The 26,410-nt window shown below is 62.6% G+C and carries 12 protein-coding genes and 1 tRNA gene; 6 read left to right on the top strand and 7 right to left on the bottom strand.

Annotation, left to right across the window (positions count from 1 at the left end):
- Positions 1 to 604 precede the first annotated feature (604 nt).
- From HMPREF2765_RS01930 to HMPREF2765_RS01920, 3 genes are all read right to left on the bottom strand, one after another.
- Positions 605 to 681: transfer RNA gene (locus tag HMPREF2765_RS01930), tRNA-Met, on the bottom strand.
- Between the two features lie 335 nt (positions 682 to 1,016).
- Entirely contained in the window at positions 1,017 to 4,130 is a 3,114-nt protein-coding gene (locus HMPREF2765_RS01925) for a UPF0182 family membrane protein (RefSeq protein WP_070604142.1), read from the bottom strand.
- A 272-nt stretch (positions 4,131 to 4,402) separates the two neighbouring features.
- Positions 4,403 to 5,626 carry a YlbL family protein gene (locus HMPREF2765_RS01920; RefSeq protein WP_070604141.1) on the bottom strand — a complete coding sequence of 408 codons (1,224 nt, stop codon included), beginning with the start codon at positions 5,624 to 5,626 and terminating at the stop codon, positions 4,403 to 4,405.
- A 309-nt stretch (positions 5,627 to 5,935) separates the two neighbouring features.
- Here HMPREF2765_RS01920 and HMPREF2765_RS01915 point away from each other — a divergent pair, with 309 nt between their 5' ends.
- Entirely contained in the window at positions 5,936 to 7,399 is a 1,464-nt protein-coding gene (locus HMPREF2765_RS01915) for a zinc-dependent metalloprotease (RefSeq protein ID WP_070604140.1), read from the top strand.
- A 163-nt stretch (positions 7,400 to 7,562) separates the two neighbouring features.
- Here HMPREF2765_RS01915 and HMPREF2765_RS01910 read toward each other — a convergent pair whose 3' ends face one another.
- Positions 7,563 to 8,195: a M48 metallopeptidase family protein gene (locus HMPREF2765_RS01910; protein WP_083303603.1), complete on the bottom strand. Its 633-nt coding sequence runs from the start codon at positions 8,193 to 8,195 to the stop codon at positions 7,563 to 7,565.
- Entirely contained in the window at positions 8,179 to 10,113 is a 1,935-nt protein-coding gene (locus tag HMPREF2765_RS01905) for an ATP-dependent helicase (RefSeq protein ID WP_070604139.1), read from the bottom strand. The genes HMPREF2765_RS01910 and HMPREF2765_RS01905 overlap by 17 nt, the downstream gene beginning before the upstream one ends.
- Positions 10,114 to 10,440: 327 nt before the next feature.
- Here HMPREF2765_RS01905 and HMPREF2765_RS01900 point away from each other — a divergent pair, with 327 nt between their 5' ends.
- Positions 10,441 to 11,442 (top strand): phosphotransferase, encoded by a 1,002-nt coding sequence (locus HMPREF2765_RS01900; protein ID WP_070541642.1) that lies wholly within the window; start codon positions 10,441 to 10,443, stop codon positions 11,440 to 11,442.
- A 1,020-nt stretch (positions 11,443 to 12,462) separates the two neighbouring features.
- Here HMPREF2765_RS01900 and HMPREF2765_RS01895 read toward each other — a convergent pair.
- The gene (locus HMPREF2765_RS01895) at positions 12,463 to 17,238 is read right to left on the bottom strand and encodes an ATP-dependent DNA helicase (RefSeq protein ID WP_070604138.1); all 4,776 of its coding nucleotides are present in this window, start codon (positions 17,236 to 17,238) and stop codon (positions 12,463 to 12,465) included.
- Positions 17,239 to 17,317: 79 nt separating this feature from the next.
- Positions 17,318 to 21,145 carry a UrvD/REP family ATP-dependent DNA helicase gene (locus tag HMPREF2765_RS01890; protein WP_070604137.1) on the bottom strand — a complete coding sequence of 1,276 codons (3,828 nt, stop codon included), beginning with the start codon at positions 21,143 to 21,145 and terminating at the stop codon, positions 17,318 to 17,320.
- A 192-nt stretch (positions 21,146 to 21,337) separates the two neighbouring features.
- On the opposite strand from HMPREF2765_RS01890, the gene HMPREF2765_RS01885 reads away from it, so the two are divergent.
- The 4 genes from HMPREF2765_RS01885 (at position 21,338) to HMPREF2765_RS01870 (ending at position 26,354) form a co-directional block, all read left to right on the top strand.
- Positions 21,338 to 22,033: a 3'-5' exonuclease gene (locus HMPREF2765_RS01885; RefSeq protein WP_012903182.1), complete on the top strand. Its 696-nt coding sequence runs from the start codon at positions 21,338 to 21,340 to the stop codon at positions 22,031 to 22,033.
- A 180-nt stretch (positions 22,034 to 22,213) separates the two neighbouring features.
- Positions 22,214 to 23,581, top strand: coding sequence for a threonine/serine exporter family protein (locus tag HMPREF2765_RS01880; RefSeq protein WP_070604136.1), 1,368 nt, complete (start codon positions 22,214 to 22,216; stop codon positions 23,579 to 23,581).
- A gap of 209 nt (positions 23,582 to 23,790) precedes the next feature.
- Positions 23,791 to 25,140, top strand: a complete 1,350-nt coding sequence (hemL, locus tag HMPREF2765_RS01875) for a glutamate-1-semialdehyde 2,1-aminomutase (protein WP_070604135.1) — start codon at positions 23,791 to 23,793, stop codon at positions 25,138 to 25,140.
- A 32-nt stretch (positions 25,141 to 25,172) separates the two neighbouring features.
- The gene (locus HMPREF2765_RS01870; protein ID WP_070604134.1) at positions 25,173 to 26,354 is read left to right on the top strand and encodes a sugar dehydrogenase; all 1,182 of its coding nucleotides are present in this window, start codon (positions 25,173 to 25,175) and stop codon (positions 26,352 to 26,354) included.
- Positions 26,355 to 26,410: the final 56 nt, after the last annotated feature.

Genomic DNA, 26,410 nt, shown 5'->3' with positions numbered 1-26,410 from the left:
CTCGAAGGATCACACGGTGACCGCACCCATCACAAGCAACGGGCCGATCACCACACGGTTACACCACTATGCGGGACGCTACTCTTTCACCGCTTAGTTACCGCCTGTTTGAGGCTAAGCGGTATATCGAAAACGTTGGTATATCAGTCAAAACATGGTGTGTTGCCGCCTCTACCGCCTAATTTCTAAAAAGTGTACACGCGAGTGTTCATCTTCCTACATATGCGTGTGTATATATAAAAGTTTTCGGTTTTAGGCGGTGAAGGCGGTAAAGGGTTGGGATTCGGTTGAGATACGAGGGAAAATGCTATACCGCTTTTGCATTTTCAGGCGGTAAACAGCCGGTATCAACGCCGATTAGGCGGTGAAAATCCTCCTCTGCAACCTCCCTCCCACGAGATCATGCACGAGCGAAGATAGTCATACGCCCCGAAGGGGCGTTGGATGATAGTCCTCGATGTTGGGTGATAGTCCCCCCTCCCCCCACCTCGACGACGGGCCTGAGTTTGGCTGAAAGGTAGGGAATAACATAGGGATTCGGTCTCGTCAGGGCAAAACAAAACCCGGTATCTCAGCGACTTTTCGTTGAGATACCGGGTTTTTCTGGTTGCGGGGACAGGATTTGAACCTGCGACCTCCGGGTTATGAGCCCGGCGAGCTACCGAACTGCTCCACCCCGCGGCGACTCATACAACTATACAGACCCCAAACCGGGCATGCAAGCCAAAAACGCGATTTGTAACCAAGCACACAAAAATAGGGGCTGTTGGGTAGAAAGCAGTTGGGTAGAAAGCAGTTGGGTAGGAATAGGGGCTACGGGGCAGTGCCAGGGGTAGAACATACAGGAACGGGGTGGAAGCGATACACTTCCACCCCGTTCCGTCAGAGACCGCTAGAGGTAGTCAGTAGGAGCCGTATCCAGTGCAGGCCCCGGTTCTAGAGCGAGGACGCTAGACCCGTGGACATCCGATCCGTGAGCATCCGGTATGCGCTACTCCCCCGCCGCCTCAGGCATCCTAGTGAGAAGTCGAAAGGCTCGCGCTGGGCTTAGCGCTAGCCGCTGCGCTCGGAGCCGCCGAGGCGCTGGGCGCTGCCGATGCAGAAGCCTTAGCGGACGCCGTGCTCTGCGCCTCCTCAGCCTCCAGAGCCTTCTTCACGGCTGCTTCCAGACGCTTCTGAGCCTCACCGTAGGCAGCCCAGTCGCCCTTCTTCATCGCCGCATCAGCATCGGTCATCGCCTTCGAGGCATCCGTCAGAGCCTGCTTCAGCTCCGAAGACTGCGAAGCCGAAGAACCTCCGGTCGAAGCACCCGAAGAACCAGAGGAGCCGGAGGCAGAAGCCGAGGGGCTAGCCGCCGAACCGTCCAGCTTCGCGCCCGAGGAGCCGCCGAACACCTGGTTCAGCGCCTCCTCCAGAGTCGGAGCGAAACCGACCTTATCGCCGAAGCTCACCAGCACACGCTGCAGACGCGGGTACTTAGCGTCACCGCTCGACTGCACGTACACCGGCTGAACGTACAGCATGCCGCCGCCCACCGGCAGAGTCAGCATATTGCCGTTAATAACCTCAGACGAACCGCGGCGCAGCAGGTTCAGCTGGTTCGACACCTCAGCATCAGAGTTGAAAATGTTCTGAGCCTGACCCGGACCAGGAACCACCGAAGAACGCGGCAACTCCAGCAGACGCAACTTGCCGTAATCGGGGCTACGCTCGCCGTCCTTACCGGTACCGGCATCACCATTAGCCGCCAGGAAGCCGTACATCACGTTACGAGAGTTCGAATCGCTCTGCTGAGGAATGAACGTGGTCGTCAACGAGAAGTGCGCACGAGAATCACCAGGCATCTGCAGGGACAGGTAGTAGGGCGAAATCGGCTGGTTACGATCATTAGTCGGGTCGTTCGGAATCGACCAGACATCGTCACCGGCGTAGAAGCTATTCGCGTTCGTCACGTGGTACTTATTCAGCATGGTGCGCTGAATATTGAACATGTCAGTCGGGTAACGCACGTGGCTCATCAGCGAAGCGTTCATCTCACGGTAGCTCTTCACCGTGCCAGGGAAAACACCCTGCCATGCCTTCAGCACCGGATCCTCCTCATCCCACGCGTACAGGGTCACCGAACCGTCATACGCGTCCACCGTAGCCTTCACCGAATTACGGATGTAATTCACCGAGTTAGAACGCTGAGCACCCGCAGCGGTTGCCGCGTCCTGGGAGCTACCCTGCGCGTAGGGGAACTGATCGCTCGTGGTGTATGCATCCACGATCCACTGCACGCGGTTATTCACAATCGCCGGGTACGGCTTAGAATCCACGCTCAGGTACGGCGCCACCTTACGCACACGGTCCAGCGGGTTGCGTTCATACAGAATCTGCGAACCCTCACGCACCGCATCCGACAGCAGAATGTCAGAGGACTGGAACTTAATCGCGTAGGACAGACGAGCCAGCAGCGAATCAACGCGAGGACCACCGTAACCGGCAAAAGTGTACTTCGCATCGGAGGCGTTGGTTTCCTCAGCAGAAAGCGGACGGTCCAGCTCCAGGGTGTCGCCCTTACCGCCCACAATCGAATACTCCGGCGAGCTCATACCAAAGTAAATACGCGGCTCATAATCCTCGCTCAGGGTACCGGTTGCCTTAATGCCGGACTGCAAGAACTTCGGGTTACCCGCAGAATCAACCTGGTTACCGTACGCGGCAATCACACCGTAACCGTGGGTGTACACCACGTGGCGGTTATACCAAGAATCGCCGCTGGTCTGCGCCGGGTTCAGCTCACGAGCCGCCAGCACCGTATCCTGCGTGGTGTTACCCACCGCATAGCGGTCCACCGACAGCTGCGAATCAAAACGGTAGTACGGGCGGAACTGCTGCATCTGAGCAAACGCCGAGGACACAACATTCGGATCCAACAGACGGATATTCGCAATAGTCGCGCTCGAAGAGCTCAACGCACCGGCACGGGTATCAATCGTCGCGTCATACGGAGTGGTCTCAATCTTGTCCAGACCGTACGCGTAACGGGTCGCATCAATATTGCGCTGAATGAACTTCGACTGAGCGCCCTGCTCATTCGGAACCACCTGGAAACGCTGAACAACCCACGGGTACAGGCCGCCAGCAACCACGGCAACAATCACCAGCATCGCGGTGCTAATCAGCGGCAGACGCCAACGATTCATCGAAGCAGCCACCACAAACATGATCGCCACCAGCAGAGCAGAAATCGCCAAAATAGCGTTCACCGGGATTGACGAGTTCACATCCGTGTACATCGCGCCAGCCCAACGGCCCACCTGCTGCTGAGTCGACGAATAGCGGTCCAACCAGAAGCTCACCGCACGAGTCAGCAAAAACACAGCCACCACAATCGCAGCGTGACGGCGGAATGCCGACGTGGTACTCACGCCACCGGGCTGCACCTTAATACCGCCGTAGAAGTAGTGCATGAACAGGCCCGCGAGCGCCGACAGCACCACAGCGGAAGTCACCAGAGTCACCACCATACGGAAGAACGGCAACGCAAACAGGAAGAAACCGTAATCCAGACCAAACTCCGGGTCAGTCTTACCGAAGGACTGCTGATTGAAGAACAGCGCGACGGTGCTCCACTGAGTCATCGTCGCCGAAGCAATGAACAGACCCAACAGCAGCGGAACCACAATCAGCAGAACCTTACGCGCCTTATCCACGCTCTCGTGGTAGCGGCGCATGCTCTCCTCAGCACGCTGCTGACCAAACACATCACGCAGCATCTGCTCGGCAGCATCCGTGCCGCTCGTCGGCACGCTCTGATTCGGGTTCGGCGCCTCCTGCGGCTCCTTCTCGGACGCCGGCGCCACATCAGCATGACGGACCGCGTAGGACATCGAAGCCCACAGCGGCACAGAAATCACCACGGCAGCCACCACAAACACGGCTGCCTTCAACAAAATCTGGGTAGTGAACACGGTGCTATAACCCAGCTGATCAAACCACAGCCAGTCCGTGTACACCTGGGACGCACCCACAAAAGCAGCAATGAGCACCGCCACCACAGCAATCGTCGCCCTCAGGGGGCTACGACGCTTAGGCGTTGACTTCTTCGGCTTGGGATGCGCGGTGTTATTGGTCGACTCAGACACAATTCCTCGCTCATCATACGTTCAGAGAAAATAACTGCCTTTAAGTATCTCAGAGGTAACGCAGAAGGGCAGAACCTCGTAGAAGCTCGGGGCGAAATATGACCGGTTGAGAGGTTTTGGGGCGCGAAATGCTGAGATGAGAGGTGCTGGCGAGGATTACGGAGACGCAGACGAGGACAGAGAATAGGGCACAGAACAGCCCCGGTACCGTAAAGTACCGGGGCTGACTTCTACGCTATACGGGTGAGAACCTTGCGGAGAAAAACGTTATGTTAGGAACCGCAGCGGGGCAGGGAATCATCCGGGGTGCCAGACTTAATTGCCTCGACCGTCTTCACCGCCTCATCCAGGGTCGACACCGGCACAACCACCATCGTGCCGCGCACCTGACCGGCGTGATAGTAGTTGAACAGGTCGGGGTCCTGCGCCTGCATCTTCACAATCGAATCGCAGTTCTCCTTAGGCGCCAAGAAATAACGCGCACCGTAACGGCCCGTCGCCAAAATCTTGTACTTAATGCCGCCAATTGCGCCGACCTTACCGTTCGCATCAATCGTGCCGGTACCCGAAATGTAGCTGCGGTACGGGTCGCCTCCGGCATCCTCATCGGCGAGCAAAGTACCCTCGCTCAGCTTATCGACCGTGCCCAGCGCCAGCATCAGACCCGCGCTCGGGCCGCCCACACCGTCCAGGTTGTACTGCACGTGTGCCGGCAGGTCATAGCTCTGCTTCAAACCCGCGCCCAGAATCCAGCGGCTATCGTCACTGGAACGAACCGGGGTCAGCTTGAATGTCTGCTGCTTGCCGCCACGTTCCACGGTCACATCAATCGGCGAGCCGTTCGAGGCGTTTACCGCCTTCGGAACATCGGTAAGGGTCTCAATCTGCTTCTCCCCCACCTTCACGATGCGGTCATCAGCCTTCAGCGCGCTCGCCGCCGGGGAACCCTCCACCGTGGAAAGCACCTGAACCTTCTCAGTTACCGCCATCTTCAGCTGGCGCATCGCCGCGACCTTCGCCTGAGTCTGCGAATCAGCCATCTGCGCGCCGGTCGCCGCCGTCGCCTGCTCATGGCTCACGTGCGGGTACAGGGCATCGGTCGGCACCACGAGGCTGCGGTTACCGTCAAACGCCAACCAGCCGTAGAACGCCTCCGCGCCGGACAGCTCCGTGTACGGGCCGCCCGAAACCGACACCGTGGTCATGTTCATCTTGCCGAACGTCTTATAGCTGGGCGCGCCAGAAACCTCAATGACGTCCTTCTCCTGGTACGTTCCGAGCACATCAAAGAGCGGGCCGGGGCCCTCCTTCACATAGGAACTGGGCAGAACAAAAGCACCAGCCAGCAGGGCGCACGTCGCCACAGCGCTCACCGAACGCAAGTTCACGCGGCGCGGCGCAAAACGCGAACGGCGCCTAGCCGCCTTCTCATTACTCTTCACGCTCGCGGAGGCGGCGTTCGGCTGTTGCTCAGCATCGGGGGTGGACTTAGTCATGGTTTCTACAGTACCGGATAAACCAGCTTTTCAACACGCGCGCGGGCACCGTCACCCCGCTAAAAATAGAGCAACCAGGAGGCGTTTACTCTCTTGCCCCCGCTCTTGCCCCCGCCGCGCTTTGTCAGCACCCGACGGTGACAGCGGCACGAAAAAGCTCCCAAAACCCGATCCCAAAGACAAGCTTGTGTGCCCTTAGCTGATTAAGCCGCCTCCACAGCAATGGCACGGGAAATTCTCAGCAAAAATCGGTAGGCTGGACAGCGAGCGGGCCAGCTGCGCCCACCCCCGGATTACGAAAGGCTTCACATGTCTGAGAACCCCACCGGCGGCGCCTCCAACGAGCGCGACCCCCTCGAAGAATTCATTAAGAAGATGCAGGAGCAGGGCTTCGACCCCTCCGCAGGGGCAACCGGCCAGGGCGGTAAGGGCGCCTCCTCCAACGCGCAGAACCCCTTTGGCGCGCTCTTCGGCGAAGGCGGCCAGAACCCCTTCGGCATCAGCATCGACCCCGAAGACCTGAAGAACATGGGCATGAGCTTCGACCCCGCCATGATGCAGAGCATGTTCGCGCAGGTACAGGCAATGTTCTCCGGCGCGGGCGCATCCGACAGCCCCAGCGGTGTGAACTGGGACAACGTGAAGAACCAGACCCGCCAGATGCTCGCGTCCATGGGTGAAGACCCCTCTGTACCCGAAAACCTCAAGCGTGCCGTAGAAGACGCGGCGAACCTCGCCGACCTCTGGCTGGATGCGGTGACCACCATTGAACGACACAACCACCCGGTGCAGGCATGGTCCAAGGCCGAGTGGGTTGAGCATTCCTTCGACTCCTGGCGCGAAATGGTCGAGCCGGTCGCAGCCGAAGTCACCCAGTCCATGGTCATGCCCGGCGCACCCGAAGACGTGCCCGAAGAGATCTCGCAGATTCTCAACAGCGGCTTCTTGAACAACATTGGTTCCGTGATTTTTGGTGCGCAGATGGCGCAGGCACTCGCGCAGCTCGCCGGTGAGGTGTACTCCTCCACCGACGTGGGCTTCCCCCTCGCGCCCGGCTCCTCCGCGCTGCTGCCCAACGGCTACCAGCAGCTCGCCGACAGCATCGAGGTGCCCCCGCAGGAGGTCCTGCTCTACCTTGCTGTGCGTGAATCCGCGCTGATCCGTCTGCACAAGGCAAACCCCTGGTTGCGCGAAGACCTGGTTCAGCTCGTGGCGCGCTACGCCCGCGGCATTCGCGTGGACATGAACCGCATGCAGGACGCCGCATCCCAGGTGGACATGAGCAACCCCGACGCCGTACAGGAAGCATTCGAAGGCGGCATGTTCAGTCCCCAGCGCACCGAAGACCAGGAACTGGCGGTACAGCGCCTGGAGGGTCTGCTCGCCCTCATCGAAGGCTGGGTATCCGTCGTAACCGAGGACGCGACCCGCAACCTACCCAAGGCACCGCAGCTGACCGAAATCATGGCGCGCCGCCGCATCGACGGCGGCCCCAGCGAGCAGGTCTTCGAGAACCTGGTCGGCCTGGAACTGCGCCCGCGCCTGGTGCGTGAGGCACAGCAGTTCTGGCGCTGGTACGAAAACGCCCACGGCATTGAGGCACGCGACGGCCTCTGGGACACCCCGGAGACCCTGCCCACCCCCGCCGAGCTGGAAGACTTCACCGCATACGATGCACGCATGAACGAAATCAGCCTGGACGACGTGGACTTCGACTCGGAGCTGCAGAAGCTGCTGGACGGCGGCTTCGGCGACGCGCCCGAAGAGAAGTAGAGCTGAGCGAAGTAAAGCTGAGCGGCGAAAGTAAATAGCTGACACCTCGAGCGGGGGTGGCTTGTGAATGTACAAGCCACCCCCGCTCGAGTGTTTCGGTTGGTTTTTGATTCTTTGATTTTCGGGAAGCGCGTTAGCCGGCTGGATTTTAGCTGGCAGGATTTTAGCCGGCGCTGTTTTCGCCGCGCTCGCCCCGTTCACCTTCAACACGCGAGCGCCCCAGCGCGTACCCCTCCAGGTATGCCTGCGCCCGCAGCAGCTGCGGGTAGCGCGCTTCCAGGGCACGGAACGCCGCCGAATGATTCGGCTGCAGCAGGTGGCAGAGCTCGTGGTGAATCACCGAATCCAGCACGTACTCGGGTACGCCCTGTAGCTCCGAGGAGATGCGGATCTGCGTGTTCGCGTAGGTTGCCGAGCCCCAGCGCTGACGTTGGTTGCTCACCCAGCGAATCGACAGCTTCTCGAGCCTGCCCGAGGCAACCAGCTCCGGCAGGTGCTTCTGCGCCAGATGCAGGGCACGGGAGTGCAGATACTCGTCCGTGACCGTCAGCTGCGTGGCACGCTCACGGCGGGCGGCACGACGCTGAATGCGCGGCAACAGGCGGGCAATATGCTCGTCAATCTCTTCACTCGTGCTCGCGGCGGGAATGAGCAGGCGGTAGGCGGGGTTGCCGTGCTCGTCCACACCGTCACGCTGCATGCTGATGGTGCGGGTGCGGCGCGCCGAGCGGACCAGCTCAATCTGCGGGCGGTCCTCGGTGGCGGGCAGAATCTCACGCTTAAAACGCTGAGCCATAATCTCCTCTTCCCTTCGACGAACGGCGGGGCTGCATGGCACGGGGCTGAGTCGAGCGAGCCTGGCTATACGAGGAGCCGGCGCTCTCAGCCCTGCGGCGGCGCTTCGCCGGATCAATATCATCCAGGAAACGCGAACGCTTACGCTGACCGCGACCGCCCACGGTGCGGGTCATCGTCCAGGTTAGCCACAGGTACTTGCGGGCGCGCGTAATGCCCACGTACAGCAGGCGGCGCTCCTCATCCACCTCGTCCGGGGTGGTCGCAAAAGTGATGGGCATGAGGCCCTCGTTCAGGCCGCACAGGAACACGGCATCCCACTCCAGGCCCTTAGCCGCGTGCAGGGAGGCGAGGGTGACGCCGTTGACCTGCGGTGCGTCGTTGAATTCGCTACGGTGGTTCAGGGTCGCCACCACCTCGTGCATGGTCAAAGGTAGCGGCTCGGGCACACCCGGGCGCGGGTTCGCGCGGTGCTCCTGAAGCTGCTCTTGGCGGTGCTGCGCCATCATGTCCACCATGTGCACCAGGGCGGCGAGGGACTCCCACTTCTGGCGGGTGGCGCCTCCCGAAAGGGGGCCTTCCTCCTTATAGCCGAGGCCGCCGAGCACGTCGCGGGTGTAGCGGGTGACGTCCTCGGTACCGTCCGTGGACTTCGCCGAACCGCGCAGGGCAAGCATCGCCTGCTTGACCTCGGGACGCTCAAAGAAACGCTCCGCGCCGCGCAGCTGGTACGGAATGTGGGCGGCAGCCAGCGCAGACTCAATCGCCGCCGACTGCGCGTTCGTGCGGAACAGCACCGCAATCTCCGAAGGCGGCACGCCGTCCTTCTCAATCAGGTCGCGGATGTCCTCGGCAATGCCGGTGGCCTCCTGCTCATCGTCGGCATAGCCGAACCACTCCACATCCACGCCGGGGCCACGCTGAGACATCAGCTCCAGCGGCGGCGCCCACGAATGCGGGCTCGAATCCGGATGCGGACGACGCGCCGCCAACAGGCGGTTCGCCAACTCCACCACCTGCGAATGGGAACGGTAGTCGCGGGTCAGCTTCACCGTGTGCGCGCCACGGTACCGGCGCGCAAAATCCAGCAGGTAACGGCTGGTCGCACCGGTAAAAGAGTAAATCGTCTGGGAGGCGTCGCCCACCACGCAAATATCGTCGCGGCCGCCCAGCCACACATCCAACAGACGCTGCTGCAACGGGGACACGTCCTGGTACTCGTCCACCACAAAATGGCGGTACTGGTTGCGGACGGTCGCCGCGAGCTTCTCGTCCTCCTCCAGCATGGCGATGGTCAGCAGCAGCACGTCCTCAAAATCGATGAGGTTACGTTCATCCTTCAAATCCTCATACGCCTGGAAAATACGCTGCATATTCTGCGGGGTAACCGCCGAGGGCAGCTGCTTCTCACTCAGACGCTGCATGATGGTGTCCGGGGTGAGCAGCTGAACCTTCGCCCACTCAATCAGCGACGCCAAATCACGCAGCAGGGAACGGTCCGTGCTGATGCGCAGACGGTTCGCCGCCTCCGTAATGAGCGCTGCCTTATTCTGCACGATAGACGGGAACGTACCGCCCACCACCTGCGGCCAGAAATACGCCAGCTGACGCAGCGCCGCCGAGTGGAAGGTACGCGCCTGCACGCCGTGCGCACCCAGCTGGTGCAGGCGGGTACGCATCTCCTCCGCCGCGCGCAGGGTGAAGGTCAGGGCGAGTACGCGCGGGCCCTGGTAGCGACCGATCGCAATACCGTAGGCGATGCGGTGCGTAATCGCGCGGGTCTTACCGGTACCGGCACCCGCCAGCACGCGCATGGGGCCGTCCAGCTCGGTGGCGACCGCACGCTGATCCGGGTCAAGCCCGGCAAGGATATCGTCTGCGGAGATCATATGCTGAGGCTGCTGAGGTGTGGCGGTCATAATGCTCCATCAGTAAGGCGGGCGGTGCGGGCAGGCGGCATGCGCTCGCGCGGGCATACGGGCATGTGTGTATGCGGGTGCGCGAGGCGGTGATAGCCGGTCTTCCATTGTATTCTCCCAGACTGTGTTCCCCAGACCCGCCGCGGCTTCTTGGCTACTGCTTTCATTCAGGGCGTGAGGAACCCGCCTCTTGTGGAATGGGCAAATAGAAGCTCAACGGGCTACGCAGGCGAGCACGTTTAGGCTTGTCCACGAGTATCTTCACCACTTGGCATAAAGATTCCAAAAACTACTAAACGGCACACATTGGTTTGGTAACCTTAACCCGTGACTTTATCTCCCCTTCAGCTAGCAGCCATTGTCTCCGCCGGAGTGCCCGGGATTTACCCCGTCGGCGCCGAACCGGTCCGCGAAGACAGCGACGACTTCGACTCGGCAATCATCGCCGACTCCACCGGTCGCCGCTGGCGAGTGCGCGCCCCGCGCCGCCCCGACGCCAGCATGCGTCTGGAAGCTGAACACCTCATCCTGCAGTCGTTCAGCCCCGGCCTGCGCGCCCGACTGCCCTTCGCCGTACCCACCGTCGCCGGCACCGTACCCTACGCGGGCGGCAATGTGTTCGTGTACACGCACATCCCCGGCACCATCTACGACGTGGACCAGCTCGCTGAGCTGAGCCGCCGCGAAGTTGCGGCAAACCGCCCCTCCCTGGCATCCATCATCGCCAAGGACATTGCGACCCTGCACGTGATGCCCGAAGACATTATTTACGAAGCCGACCTGCCCTCCTACTCTTCGGAGCAGATTCGTCTGCGCAAGAACGCCGAGCTCGAGCGTGCCGCCGCAACCGGCAAGGTGCCCGCCGACCTACTCGCACACTGGCGTACCGTGCTCTCCCCCGGACCCATGTGGCAGTTCCGCCCGCGCGTGGTCCACGGTGACATGGGGGCCGAGAACCTCGTACTGCACGTCACGCCCTCGACGGCGCGCATCGTGGAGGTCACCGGCTGGTCCGATGTGCACGTGGGCGACCCCGCGCAGGACTTCGCCTGGCTGTACTCCTGCCAGGACATCGACTTCACCGACGAGGCAATCGAGGTGTACCGCCAGCAGATGCCTCAGCTGCCCGACGCCTACCTGGCGCAGCGCGCGAACTTCTACGCGGAGTTCGCGATCGCCCAGTGGCTCACCCACACCGTGGAGGTTGGCGACCGCGACGGCGCAACCCACGCGGTGTCCATGCTCCTGGACATTCAGGACGACCTGCGCGCCTCCGGCGAACTGCTCGGACAGGAGGAGGTCGGCCCGCTAGTCGGCCCCACCGAGTAGGTATTGGGTCGGGTAGCTGTTAGGTTGCTACTTACCGCATAGGTTTTCGGTTCAGCTAGATTTTCAGTTCAGCCCCGCAGTACTGCGCTGCGGGGCTGAACTGTACCTACTGGGTTGTATATCCGCTGACTCGCGCCCGGTGAAACCTGCTCTCCTGACTGTCTGTCAAACCGACGGGATGATGCCTATAAGGGCTAGTGGAGGGGCTTTAGTGGGCTTTTTGCCGAAATTTCTTTAAGTGTTTCCCCTCACCTTTTGAGCACCAGTTTTGCATTTTTGTGCATGAATGACTCAGATTAAGGCTGAGACTTGAAGGTGCGCTAAAGGCGCCATTCACAATATTTCCCGGGTGCTAATACGCCACAAACCCACATGAACCAACTTTTGACCTCGGGAGTCCACAGAGTCTCAACTTCACCTTGAACTATGCTCAAAATAGTGCATTTTAGGGTAAAAACTTACCCTGTAGATTTTTTCAAAAACTCCTGGAATACTTTTGCTGTGCCGCGAGAATACCAGCGGACACACTCCCCATAGCGCACTGACCAGCGCTGATATCGTGGCAGCGATAAATTGGGGAGACAGATTGGACGGGACCCTGACCGGTCATGTCAGACCCGAGCCGGATTCATGCACCGCGCAACCAATCACCGATGGCAGAAATCTATAGAGTTACTTTCGAGGTTGTGTTTGAGAGTAAAGACGCACGCAAACCCCACGGGGCGCCGGCGGCGCGAGTGAGGCCGCGAGAGCGGCAGTCGTTCGGCGCGATTCTTTCCCGGAGCGTGCGAGGGCACGAAGTACCTCTATAGTTCTTCAGCGGCTGAGGACGCCTCATCACCCTAATGCAGTGGGGTGAAGAGGCGTTCTCTGCCATTAACCGCAGAAGTCCACGCAGAAAAGCAGCTCACGAGGCGCAATGCCTCCGTGAGCTGCTTTTCTGTATTCGGTTATTGGCTCAAGCTAACGCGCGAGCGCCGCCCGCCCGGCGCTGGGAGATTCGCTGTTGAGATCCGCTACCTAGCCCTTGCGCGCCTCGCGGATCACCTTCGCCAGCTGCGCCTCCGAGGGCAGGCCGCCGCGGATCTGGTGATCCCACACCTCCGCAACACCCTTGCCGCCCAGGTACACGAACACGGTGCTGATACGCTCCGGGTCCACGCCCATAATGCGGGAGAACGCGATGCGGTACAGGCCCAGCTGGAAGCGTCGAGACTGCATGGTCGACATCTTCGGGCGGGAACCGCTCTTCCAATCCACCAGCACCCAGCGTTCGCCGCCCTCGTCCTCGGTGCGGAACACCGCGTCGATACGGCCGCGCAGGCTTACGCCCTCGATGTGGGTTTCGACCGGGTATTCGACCGCCCAGATGCGGTCCTTCCACTCGTCGCTGCCCCACTCACTGTTGGCGAAGCGCTCCCAGAGGCGCTGAACGGAGGCGTCCAGTTCGCTCTCGGATTCCTCGAAGTCGTCCTCGAAGGTGAACTCGTCCTGTTCCTGCTGGTCAGCAGGATCTGCAGGCTCAGCGGGCGCGGCGGAGGCGGAGGCAGCAGCAGAAGCAGGCAGGTCAACGCCCACCGTGTCCTCCGCGTCGGGTGCCTCCAGCGGGTCGGCGCTCGGCGCCACCCCGAAGTGCTCCTCAATTAGCGCGTGCACCGCCGTACCAATCGTTGCCGCGCGCGAGGGACGCTGCGGCACCGGGCGCATCAGCTGATGCACCGTGCCCTGCGGGTCCTCGCTTAGGCGAATGAACGTGGATGCGGACAGGTGCCCTGGCAGCTGCTCGCTCAGCACCGGGTCGGTCTGGCCCATCATGAGCAGTAGCAGGTCGGCTTCGCGTTCCCAGTCCACCGCCTGCTGGCGCAGGGATTCAGGAATGGCGGACTCGCCGTGTACAGCGAGTACGGCGGGTGCAGGGTGGTTTGCGCTCTCCCCCGCTACATCCCCGCTCTGGTGCAGGTCATCCTCCCCCGCGCCGACAGCGAGCTCCACCGCCAGGGCGGCACGCTCCACCGCCTCACGACGGCTCGAGGAGTTAATCGCAATCTCACGTTGCAGGTTCTCGTGCTGGCCGCGGCGCAGCATCGCCTCCGTGCCCTGCGTCAGGGCATCATCAGATGCCCAACGCCAAATCACGGGGCGCTCCAGCGGGTCAAAAGGCCACATGGCGGTCAGCACCGCACCCAGGTTCGGGTTCCTGTCCTCGTAGTTCTTCTGCGCGAACTGGCCGCGCACCTCAATCGGCAGCGCCGCCGCCACCGTGGGCGAGTAACCGGGCTCGAGTGGCTGCGTTTCACGCCATTTCTCGCGCTCGGTGGCCTCAACAATCCACTCGGGCACGGGCAGGTTCAGGCGGGAGCAATTCTCCGCCACCGTGCGGGCGCGGGTATGAGGAGCCGCCAGCTGCCAATCCCGCGCGAGGGCGGGAGCCATCGCCTCCACCAACGCCCAGGCGTAGCGTTGCACCTGCTCGACGTAGGTTGCCTGGGCGGCCGCGCGCGCCTCCGCCTGCTCGGGGGTGAGCTCGTCGGTGTCTAGGGGGTAGCGTTCCAGCTCCTCCAGCAGTGCCGCCTCATCGGGTACGGGCGGCAGGTGCGCGGGGTCCACGACCGTGCCGTGCACCAGGGTGACCGGCTCGGTCAGGCGGTACTTCGACTCAGCCAGCTGCTCAGCCCAGCAACGCACATGGTTCAGGTGCACCTTTTTGCGCTTGTCGGCGGGGTTCGGCATCGTGTAGGACAGGCCCATGCCCACCAGCTGAGGTGCCGCCCAGGGCGCATCCATCGTCTCCGGGAGGCGCACAGAGGGCGCATCTACCGTGGGGGTGCCCATGTCAAAGAGCGACTTGAAAAGCATCTCCATCAGCTCCTCCCAGAAGGGCTGCACCGGCTGGGGTGTTGCGGCGGCGCTCTTCCACCGGTAGGCGCTCAACGCCAGCAGGTTACGGGCACGGGTCATCGCCACGTACATGAGGCGGCGGTCCTCCATGCCGGCGTGCTCGGCGGCATCGTCCTTATGCTCGGCCAGGTAGTCTTCCAGGTCCTTCGCCTTCTCGAAGGCGGTAATCTCCTCCGGGGTTTCAAGGATCGACGGAAGGTACTCGCGGTCGCCACGCAGCGGCCAGGGCAGAGCCGTGCTAGCCGACACCTGCCACAGGTTCGGGGTCTGCCCGCCGGTCGCGCTACCGCACAGGCCGGGCAGAAGCACATGATCCCATTCCAGGCCCTTCGCGGCGTGCATGGTCATCAGCTGCACCGCGTTCGGGTCAGGCTCCACGGCGCCCAGCGCCAGGCCCTTCTCCTCATCATCGGCGCGCTCAAGCCACGCGAGGAAGCCCATCACGTAGCTCACACCGCCCGAAGACAGCAGGAAGCGGCGCGCGCCCGGGTCGCCCTCCTCCGCGCTCACGCCGTCAGAGCCGGCGTAAATCATCGCGTTAATACGCGGCGCAGACACTCCGTAGGCGGCGGCCACCTCATGGAAAGCGTCCAGGTTCGCGCGCGAACCCAGCGGGTCGGTACCCGGGCGGACCGCCAGCTCAATATCCAGTAGCATGGTCCGCTCAATCTCGTACAGCAGCGTGCCCAAATCCTCGCTCAAACCGGCACGCAACACGCGCATCTGCTCAGCAAAAGCACGCAGACGCTCCAGCGCAGCCGGGGAGAAACGGCGGCCGCGGTACTGCTCACCGTAGAGGGGTTCGCCGTCCGCGCCGTCCTGCGGCAGGTTCTCCACCGCCTCAATTAGGGAGGCGTAGCCTGAGGAGTCCTCCACCGCGCCCTTGAGGGTTTCGTCCAGGCGTTCCTGGGCGGCACGCAGGTGCTCCGCCTGCAGGTTGATAGCAGCTGCATCGTCGGCGTCTTCAGCCTCGGCGAGCATACGCAACGCCATCTGCTCGCGCAGGGCACGCTCACGCTCACGCACCAGCGACTGCGCCCAATCACCCAGCGCCAACATATCCGCCGCGCCCAAACGCCAACGCGCACCCGTCAGCAGGCGCGCCAGGGCATCCGAACGGTTCGGATCAGCCAGCACACGTAGCGCCGACACCAAATCCACAACCTCCGGCTGGGAAAGCAAACCGCCCAAACCCACCTGCTGCACCGGAATACCCAGGCGCTCGCACTCCACACGAATCGGGTCCAGCTGACCGTGCACACGCGCCAACACCGCAATCTCGGGCATCTTCAGACGCGGACGCACCGAACCATCACCGGAACGATGCGCCGCGTAGGCGCGCTCATACTCGCGCACCGCCTGCGCACGCATCGCCGCAATACGCTCGGCAATAGCCACAGCCTCCTCGCGGTCAGAATCGTGGTACGTCAAATCAACGCGCCCCACCATGCCCGCGGCAGCCTGCTCAAAAGCGGGTGAACCAGGCTCCCCCACCAGGGCGCAGCGCGGGCGCAGGTCAGGAACCTGAGCGGCGGTAATATCGCCGTCGGCGGCACGCACCCACTCGGGAACCTCCTTCAGCTTTTCCGCCACGTGGTTCGCCGCGTTCAGCACCGAAATGTCGTTACGCCACGCAATGGACAGGAACAGCGGTTGCACATGCTCGGTCGGGAAATGACGGTAGAAGCTGAACATCTGACCGTCCGAAGCACCACGGAAACCGTAAATCGACTGCTTCGGGTCACCCACAGCCATCACCGGATGCGCCGGAATACCCGCCGCCTCATCAGCACCGTAAATCGAGGAGAACAAGCTCATCTGCGCGTGCGAAGTGTCCTGGAACTCGTCCAGCAGAACCACCTTGAAGCGGGCACGCTCACCCTCACGGATCGCCGGGTCAGCCTCCGCAATACGGGCGGCAAAACGCATCAGGTCACCAAAATCCAGCACCTGCATGCGCGCCTTCACGCGGGCGTAGCTCATCGCCATGCGCGCGTACACTCGGCGGTTCCGCAGCAGACGCTGAACCTTCAGAATGTCCTTCTCAGTCTTCGTCTCACGGCGAGGCTCGGGCACCGCCGCATACGCCGCCAACTGCTCGGTGCAGAAGTCAATAACCTGTTGCGGCTCCACCAGGTGCTCCGCGCACTCGTCAGAAAGCTGCAGCATCTGGTTAATCATGGTCGCCGCAGAGACCGGCACGCCGTCCTTATCGAGGGGAAGCTCCCCCTCCCAGTACTGCACAATCTGCGCGGCAAGCTGCCACTTCTGCGCATCGCCAAGCATCTGTGCGTCCTGCTCCACGCCCAAGCGCAGACCGTACTCCTTGACGAGGTTATTCGCGTAGGAGTGGTAGGTGAGCACGGTCGGGTCAGCGATACCTTCGCGCAGCTCCTCATCGGTCGGGGCGACGCGACGGCTACGGCGCAGCGTGTTCAGGCCGGCACGCATACGGCTGCGCAACTCGGTTGCCGCCTTGCGGGTAAAGGTCACGCCAAGCACCTCTTCAGGGCGCACAAAGCCGTTATCGACCAGCCAAATCACGCGGTCAACCATGGTCGCGGTCTTACCCGAACCGGCGCCCGCAATGACGAGGGTTGGGGCGGGGCCCGCCTCAATCATGCGGACCTGCTCGGGGGTCGGCTTCTTACCGTCGGCGCCGTTGAGCATCTCGGCAATATCGAGGGCGCTGCGGTAGTCGGCAGGCTTCAGCGCGGGGTCGTTCGCGGCGGCTTCAGCAGAGAAGAGCACGCCGTTGGGCAGCTGCCAGCTATTGTGCTCGCACCACTGGGCGGGGGTGAGCATGCCGGTGCCAGAACCGGGGTGAGCGCCGGGGGTAGTAACGCCCGGGTTAGTAGCGCCCAGCATATCAGCGCCATATGCGCCAGAGTCAGTCATGATTCCTCTTCCTCATGGATCATTCTCATGGGAGGTTCGGTGTGAGTGATATCGAAAGTAAACGTAGGGTACGCGGCTACTAGGGCTGCGTCACCTGACGGCCGCGCGTACAAATCGGGCAGATCTCCGGCAGACGGCACCCATAGCCGCCCTCACGGTGACGAGCCTGCACCTGCGAGCCAGCAATCAGCTCCGCCGCGTGCTGCACCAGCTCAGCCGCCCACGAATCGTGCTCCGTCAGAGCCAGCTGAACCTGCAGGCGAGTCTTACTCTCGTCGTTCACGCCCGAGGCGCCCAACTGCACGAGCGCCGCGCCTGCGGAATGACCCGTATAGCCGGTGTACTCCAGCTCCTGGGGGCGGGCATCCGGTAGCGGCTCGCCCGCCTCCAAGGCGGCGGCTTCGGCGCGGTAGCGCTCCTCCAGCTGCTCACCCGCACCAGCCTCCACCGCGATCTGGTAGGCGGCAAGCTGCGGATGCGTCTCCATCTCCGAGCCGGTCGGCTTAGACTTACCGGTTTTCAGGTCAACAATGGCGTAGCGGCGGGTTCCGTCCTCCGCCGGGGCGGTACCCTCGAGGCGGTCCACACGACCGGTGAGCAGCGCATCCAGCTCGCCAACCTCACCGGCGGGGTCGAAGGGCACGGGCACACGCACCGCGAAGGAGCCTTCAACACCGAGGTTCTGCCAGCCGGCATCCCCCATGTGCTGACGGTAGTAGTAGCTCAGGCGCAGAATCATGCGCTTGGCGCGCTCGTAGAGGGCGTAGGATTCCCAGGGCACGCGCTCGCGGTACTCTTCGTCGGTCTCGTCCTCCTTGCGGGCGGGCACGCCGAGGGAGCTAATGCGCTCGTCGAGGGCGGTTTGGAGCTCTTCGAGGGTGCCGGTCGGGTACTCCTCGGCGATGGCGTGAACGAGCGTGCCGAGGGAGCGGGACAGGTCGGTTTGGGCTTCCGCGCGGGCGGCGGAAACCAGCCAATCCAGCGGGGAGCTGTGGATGGTTTCCAGGCGCGAGGGCGAGAGCGTGATGGTGCGGCGGCCAGGGTTTTCGGCCTGTTCTTCGCCGTGTTCTTCACCGTGGTTTTCGTCCAGCTCAGCGTGGTCTGCCGGGCGGTGCGCAAAGAGCAGCTCCGTGCTGGAAAGCGGCAGCAGGCCCCACCACTCGTCGGGTGCGGCGCCGGGTGCCTGGGCGTTCGCCAGACGCGCCAGAGTGCGGGAGGCGGCATCGAGTCGGTACGCGGAACCCTCCGGGGTGAGCGCCTCTTCCTCCGGTGCGTTGTGCATCGGTGCACCGTCCTGAGCGTCTTCGGCGCGCATCGCGTTCATCGATTCCTCAACGAGGGTGCGGCGAAGCTCCGCCACCAGGGAACGCAGGGTCGCGGGGCGGCGCACGCGGGTAATGGGCACGTCCGTGGAGTCACCGACCGCATCAGTGGGCAGCACGAAGTCGAAGAACTCGCCGGGCGCCTGATCGTCGTTGCGTACGGCGGTGAGCACGAGGCGGGTGCTAGCTCGGGTGGCGGCGACGGCGAACATGCGCAGCTCGTCGTGGCGGGTGTCGCGCACGCGTTCGGGGTAGCTGCGGATGCGCGCGGGCAGCACCTGTTCTTCCCCTGCCTGTTGCTGTGCGCGCTGGCGGATGCGTGCATCGCACAGGTCCACAAGGTCGCCGGTGCTCAGCAGGGAGCCGCGCACGGTGGTGTTGGGCCAGGTTCCTTCCTGCAGACCGCATACATATACGGTGCGCCAGGACTGACCGGCGGCGAGTGCGGGGGTGAGAATCTCGACCGCGTCTTGGCGGACGCCGCGGGCGGCGAGGGTGTCCATGGGCAGGTCCTGCGCGTCGATGAAGTCGAGGAACTGCTCGGCACCGGCGCCGCGCATCTGCTCGTCAAAGCGGTCGGCGGCTTCGAAGAGGCCGATCATGGCGTCGAGGTTTCGGTGGGCTGCGTCGGCGTCGGGGCCTGCGCCGCGCGACTGGGCGACCCAGGTTTTTTCGAGGCCGCTGGCTTCCCAGAGCGCCCAGAGCACTTCGGTGCTGGTGGATTCGGGCCGGGCGAGTGCTTTACGTCCGGCGGAGAGCACGGCTGCGATGCGGTGCACGGCGCGTCCTACGCCCTCTTCGGGGAGGGTTTCGGGGTGTAGCAGGGCGCCGAGGAGCAGGTCGTCGCTGGGGCGGTGGCCACCGCTTTGCAGTTCGATGGATCGTAGTTGCTGGCGGAGTCGTCGCACGTCCATGCTGGATGCGCCACCGAGTCGGGAGGTGAGCAGGGTGATGGCGCTCTGCGCGCCGCCGAGGGGGTTGGCGCGGCTTTCTTCGGCGATGACGTCATCGAGGCTTCGGCGCATGAGTTCTTCAGCTTCGGTTGCGCTGAGGGCCTCGTAGCCGCCACGCTCCCCCGACTCCACACCTTCTGCAGCGGGCATGTGCACGGCGGGGTTCAGTGCCTTCTCGCCGCGCTTGCGGGCGTAGACGAGCAGGCTGAGCGCGTCGAGGAAGGGGCGTACGGCGGGCTCGTCGCGCACCGGCACGAGCGCCGCGGAGGTACGCGAGGGAATACCGTTCGAGGAGAGCACGCGGCGGATGCGCGCCACGTCCGCGCTGCTACGCACGATGATGGCGGACTCGCGGTAGGGGTGGTTGCCGTAGATGCGTTCTTCGAGCAGCATTTGGGCGATGAGGTTCGCCTCGTCCTGAGAGCTGGAAAGCGCATACTTATACACGCCAGCGGGTGCGGTGCGGTAGTGCGCGGGGTCGAGGATTTTGCCGTCGGCACCCAGGTGCAGCAGCGGTTCGTCGGCGGCGCCCCAGGTGAGGGCTTCATCGGCGGGGGTGGGGTTGATGCGTCCGAAGGTTGCGGGCGCACCGTTCTTTACCCCCTCCTGCGCGCTGTTCTTCTCCCCTGCCTGTTCGGCGGTGAGCGGCACGAACCGGGTGTAGCGCGGCAAGCGGCGGCGAATGTCCGCCACGAGCGGCATCATGAGCGCGGGCAGGCGGTACGAGGTGGTGAGCGTGCGGGTGCGCATGCTCGGGAAGCTTGCCTGCAGGGTGGTGACGAGGTCGGGGCGGGCGCCTCGGAAGCCCTGGACGACGGCTTCATCGCTGTAGGTCATGACAACCCGAGGGCCTTCAGCGAAGAGGTCGGGGTGGGTTTCGGTCAGGTGCGCGGCGTCTGCGGGGGCGACTTCGGCGGCGATGAGGCGCAGCAGCCGGTAGATGGAGGGGCTGAGTTCCTGCACGTCGTCGATGAGGATCAGGTCGTAGCGGCGGCGTTCTTCGGCGAGAAATTCGGGGGCACGCAGCAGCAGCCGGCAGGCGTCGTTGATGAGTACTGCCGGGTCGTAGGCGTTTTTGGCGCGGAGGGCTCGCACGGCACGGTATTCGGTGTGCAGTTGGGCGAGGGCGTGCCAGGCGGGCTGGTTGTGTTCGGTGGCGAGGGCGTGTACGTCTTCGGCGGTGAGGTCGTATTCTGCCATGCGGTCGAAGAAGTCGCGGATTTCGTGGCGGAATCCGCGGGTTGCGAGGGCGTCGCGGAGTACGTCGGGCCAGGCGGGGCCGGGTGCGATGCCTTCGGCGTGGTTGGCGAGTAGTTCGCCGATGATGACGTCTTGTTCGGGGCCGGAGAGGAGTTTGAGGTTGCCTTCTACGCCGCTGAGCAGCCCCCGGGTTTGGGCTCGTTTGAGCAGGTCGAAGGCGTATGCCGCCCAGGCGCGGGTGGGTGCTACGGAGAGGCTGCGGTCGCTGGAGGCGGCGATGGTGTCTCGCATGCGGGTCGCAGCGGTGCGGGTGGGTGCGAGGATGAGCAGCCGGGCGGGGTCGTTCCCGTCGGCGAGGTAGCGCAGGGCGCGTTCGGTGAGGTGATGGGTTTTACCGGTTCCGGGGATGCCGGTGAGAAGTTGGGTTGTCATGGTTTCAGTCTATCGGCTGTAGCGCGGTTGTACCTTGTCGGCGGTCATGTGGGCTCGTCAGCTACTTATGTGCCGCCTCGGTGACTTAATATGCCGCTCCCAGGGCTTAATATGCCGCCCCGCGGGGGGCTTATCCACAGCCGCGTGACGACCGGGCGCGCGCCTCCTTCTCCGCTGGGTTAGTCTTATAGCATGACCTGGATGAACGGCCTGCGCGCCACTTTTGACCTTGAAACCACCGGTGTGGACGTCACCACCGCCCGCATCGTGACTGCTTCCCTGATTCTGCTGGACCCTCAGGGTAATGTGGTGCGCCGTGGCGAGTGGCTGGCTGACCCCGGCGTTGAGATTCCCGCCGGTGCCGCCGCCGTGCACGGTATTACGACAGAGTACGCGCGTGAGCACGGCCGTCCCGCCCGCGAGGTTGTGTGGGAGCTTGCCGGCGCGATTGGTGCGCTGAACCTTGATGGTGTGCCGATTATTGCCTTCAATGCCGCCTACGATTTTTCGGTGCTGCACCACGAGATGCTGCGCCACAATATTGCCAACGGCGAGCTGCCGCCGGGTGTGGTGCTCGACCCGTATGTTCTGCATAAGCACGTGATTCCTCGTAAGCGCGGCAAGCGCACCCTTGAGGTTCTTGCCGCCGAGTACGGTGTCTCCCTGGAGAATGCGCACACCTCCGCTGATGATGCCCTGGCGGCGGAGCGTCTGCTGGTGAAGCTCACCGAGCAGTTCCCCGAGGTTCTCAACGTGGATGCACGCCAGCTGCACGAGCAGCAGATTCAGTGGGCGGCGGAGCAGGCGGCGAGCTTCCAGGCGTGGTTGCGTACGCAGCCGGGTAAGGAATCTGAGGTCATTGACGGCCGCTGGCCGGTGCGCCGATAAAACTGCGCCGCTAAACCTGCGCCGCTAAACCTGCGCCGCTAAAAACCTAGGCTGCATCCCCAATTACTTCTCCTTTGCTGATGGGCTGACACTATCCCCGTTTGGGCTTCTCCCCTATGCTAGATAAGGAACCACACCTACACGAATAGCACGTGAATAGCACGACCCGGAAGGCCTCTCATGGATGATCAGCCCCGCACTACCGAGCCGTACCCTGACACTAATACGCGCAGTATTTATCTGGGGTCTACCCGTCTGGCTCATGAGCACCTGGTGGCGCAGTCGCAGGTGGTGCTCCGCCTGGGCCGCATCCTGATGAAGTCGGGTGCGAGCGCCTACCGTATTAAGGCGTCGATGGCGCGTTTGGCGAAGGCTGTGGGGTTGAAGGAGCATCACGCGCAGGTGACCTTCACCGAAATTTCGACGTCTTCTTACACGGAGGGTAATTTCCGTACTGAGGTGGCTGAGCAGCGCACGATGGGCATTAACGCTCATAAGCTGGATCAGTTGGGTAAGTTCATTTCTGAGCTTCCTGAAAAGATTACCCCTGCGGAGGCGAACGCCGAGCTGGACCGTATCGATTCGGCGAAGCCTCTATACACCCGCTGGATGTTGGCGCTGGCGTCGGCGGTGGCGTGTGCCGGGTTCGCGTTCTTGAACCGTGGCGGTCTGGTGGAGTGCACGGTGGTGTTCTTCGCGGCGGGTGCCGGCCAGTTTTTGCGTTCGACTCTGCTCAAGCGCGGGGTGAGCCATTTGGCAACGTGGATGGCGTGCGGCTTCCTGGCGGCGGGCCTGTACATTGCGCTTGTTAATGTGCTGGTCGCGGTGGGTTGGATTAGCCCGAACCATATGATTGGTTTCATTTCGTCGGTACTGTTCTTGGTGCCCGGTTTCCCCATGGTGACGGGCATGCTCGATATTTCCCGCATGGACTTTTTGGCGGGTATTTCGCGTCTAACCTATGTGGGTTTGTTGTTGCTGAGTGCGTCGTTTGCGGTGTGGGTTTTGGGTTCGCTCTTCCACCTGCCGTTGGCGGCTCCTGCGCCTCTTAACCTTGACCCGACCCTGTATTTGGTGTTGCAGGTGCTTTCCTCGGGTGTTGCGGCTGCTGGCTTCGCGATGCTTTTTGCCGCTTCCCCGGTGGCGTGTGTGTGGGGTGGTGTGATTGCTGCGGTGGCGAACCCCATCCGTATTCACATGGTGGAGGCGGGTATGCCCGCGCATATGGCAGCGACGATTGCCGTGTTTGGTGTGGGTATTTTGGCTGAGATTGTGGCGCCGCTGCATCAGCGTAAGTACACCCGTATTTCCCTGTCGGTTCCGGCGGTGGTGACGATGGTTCCGGGTGTTCCGTTCTACCGTTCGATGTCGCATTTTGCTAGCGGTGACATGTACTCGGCGGCGAGCGGTTTCGTTCAGTCCCTGCTGATTTTCATGGCGTTGGGTATGGGCCTGGCGTTTGTGCGTCTGCTCTTTGATAAGAACTGGCTGTTCGATCAGGACACTCAGGTGCTCAACCGTCTGGACACTGACCGGCACCTGCGTTAGCGCGTTGCGCATCCCCTCTGTTCCCTAACTTGTTTGTTGTGTTTTATCCTCACCTTTCGGTACGTTCAGGTGCTTGTCACCTGCGGTTCATCTGTAGCGCCTATGATGGTTAGGTACGGGACGCTAGTGGCGTGCGGGCTCCGTTGCCTGGTGCGCATCGTCCCTTGTAATTCTTTAGTTCGCCGTCTCTGTTGAAAGGCACCGATACGATGACTCCTTCCTCTACCCACCCGCTGCACCACGAAGCCAGCGAGAAGCTGTTTGAGCGTTCTCGCGCGGTGATTCCCGGCGGCGTGAATTCCCCGGTGCGTGCTTTCAATTCTGTGGGCGGCACCCCCGCGTTTGCCGCGAAGGCTAAGGGCGCGTACCTGTACGATGCGGACGGCAACGAGTACGTTGACCTGGTCTGCTCGTGGGGCCCGTCGATTCTGGGTCATGCGCATCCTCAGGTTGTTGAGGCGGTTCAGCAGGCGGCTGAGCGCGGCCTGTCCTTTGGTGCGGCGAGCGCGCCGGAGGCTGAGCTGGCTGAGCTGGTGGTCAACCGTATTAACGCGGCGATTCCCGGCGCTATTGATCAGGTGCGTATGGTGTCGACCGGTACTGAGGCGACCATGACTGCGATTCGTCTGGCGCGCGGTGTGACCGGTCGCGACAAGATTATTAAGTTCGCGGGCTGCTACCACGGTCACGTGGATGCGCTGCTTTCCGAGGCTGGTTCGGGTGTGGCTACCCTGGCGTTGCCGGGTTCTGCTGGCGTGACTGCCGCAACCGCCGCGGAGACCATCGTTCTGCCCTATAACGACCTGGACGCTGTGCGTGAGGCGTTCGCAAACCACGAGGGTCAGATTGCCGCGGTTATTACTGAGGCGGCGCCCTGCAACATGGGTGTGGTGACCCCCGAGCCCGGTTTCAACCGTGGCCTGCACGAGATTGCTCACGCGAATGGTGCGCTCGTCATTTTTGATGAGGTGCTGACCGGTTTCCGTGTGTCTTCGGCTGGTTACTGGGGTTACGCGGCCCCCGAGGATGGCGGCTGGGTTCCCGATATTTTCACGTTCGGCAAGGTCATTGGTGGCGGTATGCCCATCGCGGCGCTGGCTGGTAAGCGTGAGGTCATGGAGCACCTGGCGCCGGTCGGCCCCGTCTACCAGGCGGGTACCCTCTCCGGTAACCCGCTGTCCGTCGCGGCGGGTATTACGACCCTGACCCTGGCTGATGCCGCCGTTTACGCGCACCTGGATGCCCGCAGCGCCCAGCTGCAGCAGGCTCTGACCGAGGCGTTCAACGCCGCCGGTGTGGACCACTCCATCCAGAACGCCGGTAACCTCTTCTCGGTCGCGTTTGGCACCTCTCAGGAGGGCGTGCACAACTACGCCGACATCAAGGCGTCGGCAACCAGCCGTTACAACGCGTTCTTCCACTCCATGCTCGAATCCGGAGTGTACCTGCCGCCGAGCGCATTCGAGGCATGGTTCGTTTCTGCCGCCCACAATGATGAGGCGATGGACCGTATCATCTCGGCTCTTCCGGCTGCCGCAGCTGCTGCCGCATCCGCGTAAGGGTTTGAGAGACGTAAGGAGGTGAGCCGCTCATGGATCTGAGCGCTCTGGGACTGCCCATGGAGCAGCTACGCGACGTGTGGCTGATCGCCTTCATGGTGTACCTGGGCTTGTGCCTGCTGGTGGACATCGCCTACCCGGTGCCCATCAAGAAGGAGAAGGCAGCCGAACTGTACCTTGAGGTGTCCGGCTCGCCCGTTGATGAGGCGCGCCGCGCCACCGCGGAACGTACCGCAATGGGTGCGCCGCTGAGCTCCTCCCGCAAGGGTAGCGCCACGAAGAAGGCGAAGAAGAAGCTGGATTCTATTGAGGGCGCCGGCGTGTTTAGCGGCTGGTTCCACGTGGTCATGTACCTGTGGGGCTGGATTGTGGCGGTCTCAATTTTCACCCTGTACTGGGATATCGTGTACGACGGTGTTGTACTGCCGGCGCTGCTTCTGCCGTTCCTCATGGTGTACCTGGGTGCGCGTATTGGCCGCCGTCAGTGGCGTGCAGTTCGCGGATACAGTAAGGACGACCGTGTGCTGGGCATGCCGCGCATCTACTCGGCGACGCTGGGTAAGCTGAGCGCACCGTTCCGTGTGCGCGGCACCGTGCCGGGTGTGGAGCCGATTCGTGACGACCGCACCGTCTACTGGGTACTCAACGGCATTGCGTTCCTGCTCGCCGCGGTCTTCCTGACTTCGCTGGCGGGCTGGAGCATCGACGAGGATTGGGAAGCGATTTATATCGGTCATGCTTCTTGGTTCTTGGCGGCGGCGTACATTCCGCTGATGATTATGTTGCTGATGTATAACCGCGATTACGTGCTGTTCAACCCGGATTCGTTCCAGGCTGGGCGTCTGCTCCTTCCGGCGAAGTCCCGCCCCTACTCGGATGTTCGCGCGTTCCGCGTGTACCCGAAGAACCCGGACGCTATCAAGCTGAACCCGAAGGATGCGAGCCAGTGGAAGCTGGAGATTCTGCTCCCCGGCGGACGCAAGCACGACTATTCGCTGAATGATCACCAGATTGATTGTTTGGTGGCGCAGATTGCGTTCAATATTGAGCAGGGACGCTGGGCGCAGCTGGATTCGCCGGCGGACCGTGAAATGTTGGCGAAGTACTTCGTGGACGGCCGCGTCATCTGCACGACCATGGGTTACAAGCCTGCCGGTAAGCATGCGGAGGAGGCGGCACGCCGCGCGTCCTTCCAGAAGGCGCAGTACAAGTAAACCTGCAGCCTACATACCGCTCTTATACCGCGAGAAGCCACATGTGTTTCGAGAAG

Origin of the sequence: Rothia sp. HMSC062H08 (assembly GCF_001810775.1) — a bacterium.
Classification (GTDB): domain Bacteria; phylum Actinomycetota; class Actinomycetes; order Actinomycetales; family Micrococcaceae; genus Rothia.
Note: the sequence above shows the minus strand (reverse complement) of the source record. Positions and strands in the feature narration are given on the sequence as shown.

What these genes read in the sequence shown, in the direction of transcription:
- HMPREF2765_RS01920 (WP_070604141.1), bottom strand. Translation starts at nt 5,626, where the DNA reads ATGACTAAGTCCACCCCCGATGCTGAGCAACAGCCGAACGCCGCCTCC.
- HMPREF2765_RS01915 (WP_070604140.1), top strand. Translation starts at nt 5,936, where the DNA reads ATGTCTGAGAACCCCACCGGCGGCGCCTCCAACGAGCGCGACCCCCTC.
- HMPREF2765_RS01910 (WP_083303603.1), bottom strand. Translation starts at nt 8,195, where the DNA reads ATGGCTCAGCGTTTTAAGCGTGAGATTCTGCCCGCCACCGAGGACCGC.
- HMPREF2765_RS01905 (WP_070604139.1), bottom strand. Translation starts at nt 10,113, where the DNA reads ATGACCGCCACACCTCAGCAGCCTCAGCATATGATCTCCGCAGACGAT.
- HMPREF2765_RS01895 (WP_070604138.1), bottom strand. Translation starts at nt 17,238, where the DNA reads ATGACTGACTCTGGCGCATATGGCGCTGATATGCTGGGCGCTACTAAC.
- HMPREF2765_RS01890 (WP_070604137.1), bottom strand. Translation starts at nt 21,145, where the DNA reads ATGACAACCCAACTTCTCACCGGCATCCCCGGAACCGGTAAAACCCAT.
- HMPREF2765_RS01885 (WP_012903182.1), top strand. Translation starts at nt 21,338, where the DNA reads ATGACCTGGATGAACGGCCTGCGCGCCACTTTTGACCTTGAAACCACC.
- HMPREF2765_RS01880 (WP_070604136.1), top strand. Translation starts at nt 22,214, where the DNA reads ATGGATGATCAGCCCCGCACTACCGAGCCGTACCCTGACACTAATACG.
- hemL (WP_070604135.1), top strand. Translation starts at nt 23,791, where the DNA reads ATGACTCCTTCCTCTACCCACCCGCTGCACCACGAAGCCAGCGAGAAG.
- HMPREF2765_RS01870 (WP_070604134.1), top strand. Translation starts at nt 25,173, where the DNA reads ATGGATCTGAGCGCTCTGGGACTGCCCATGGAGCAGCTACGCGACGTG.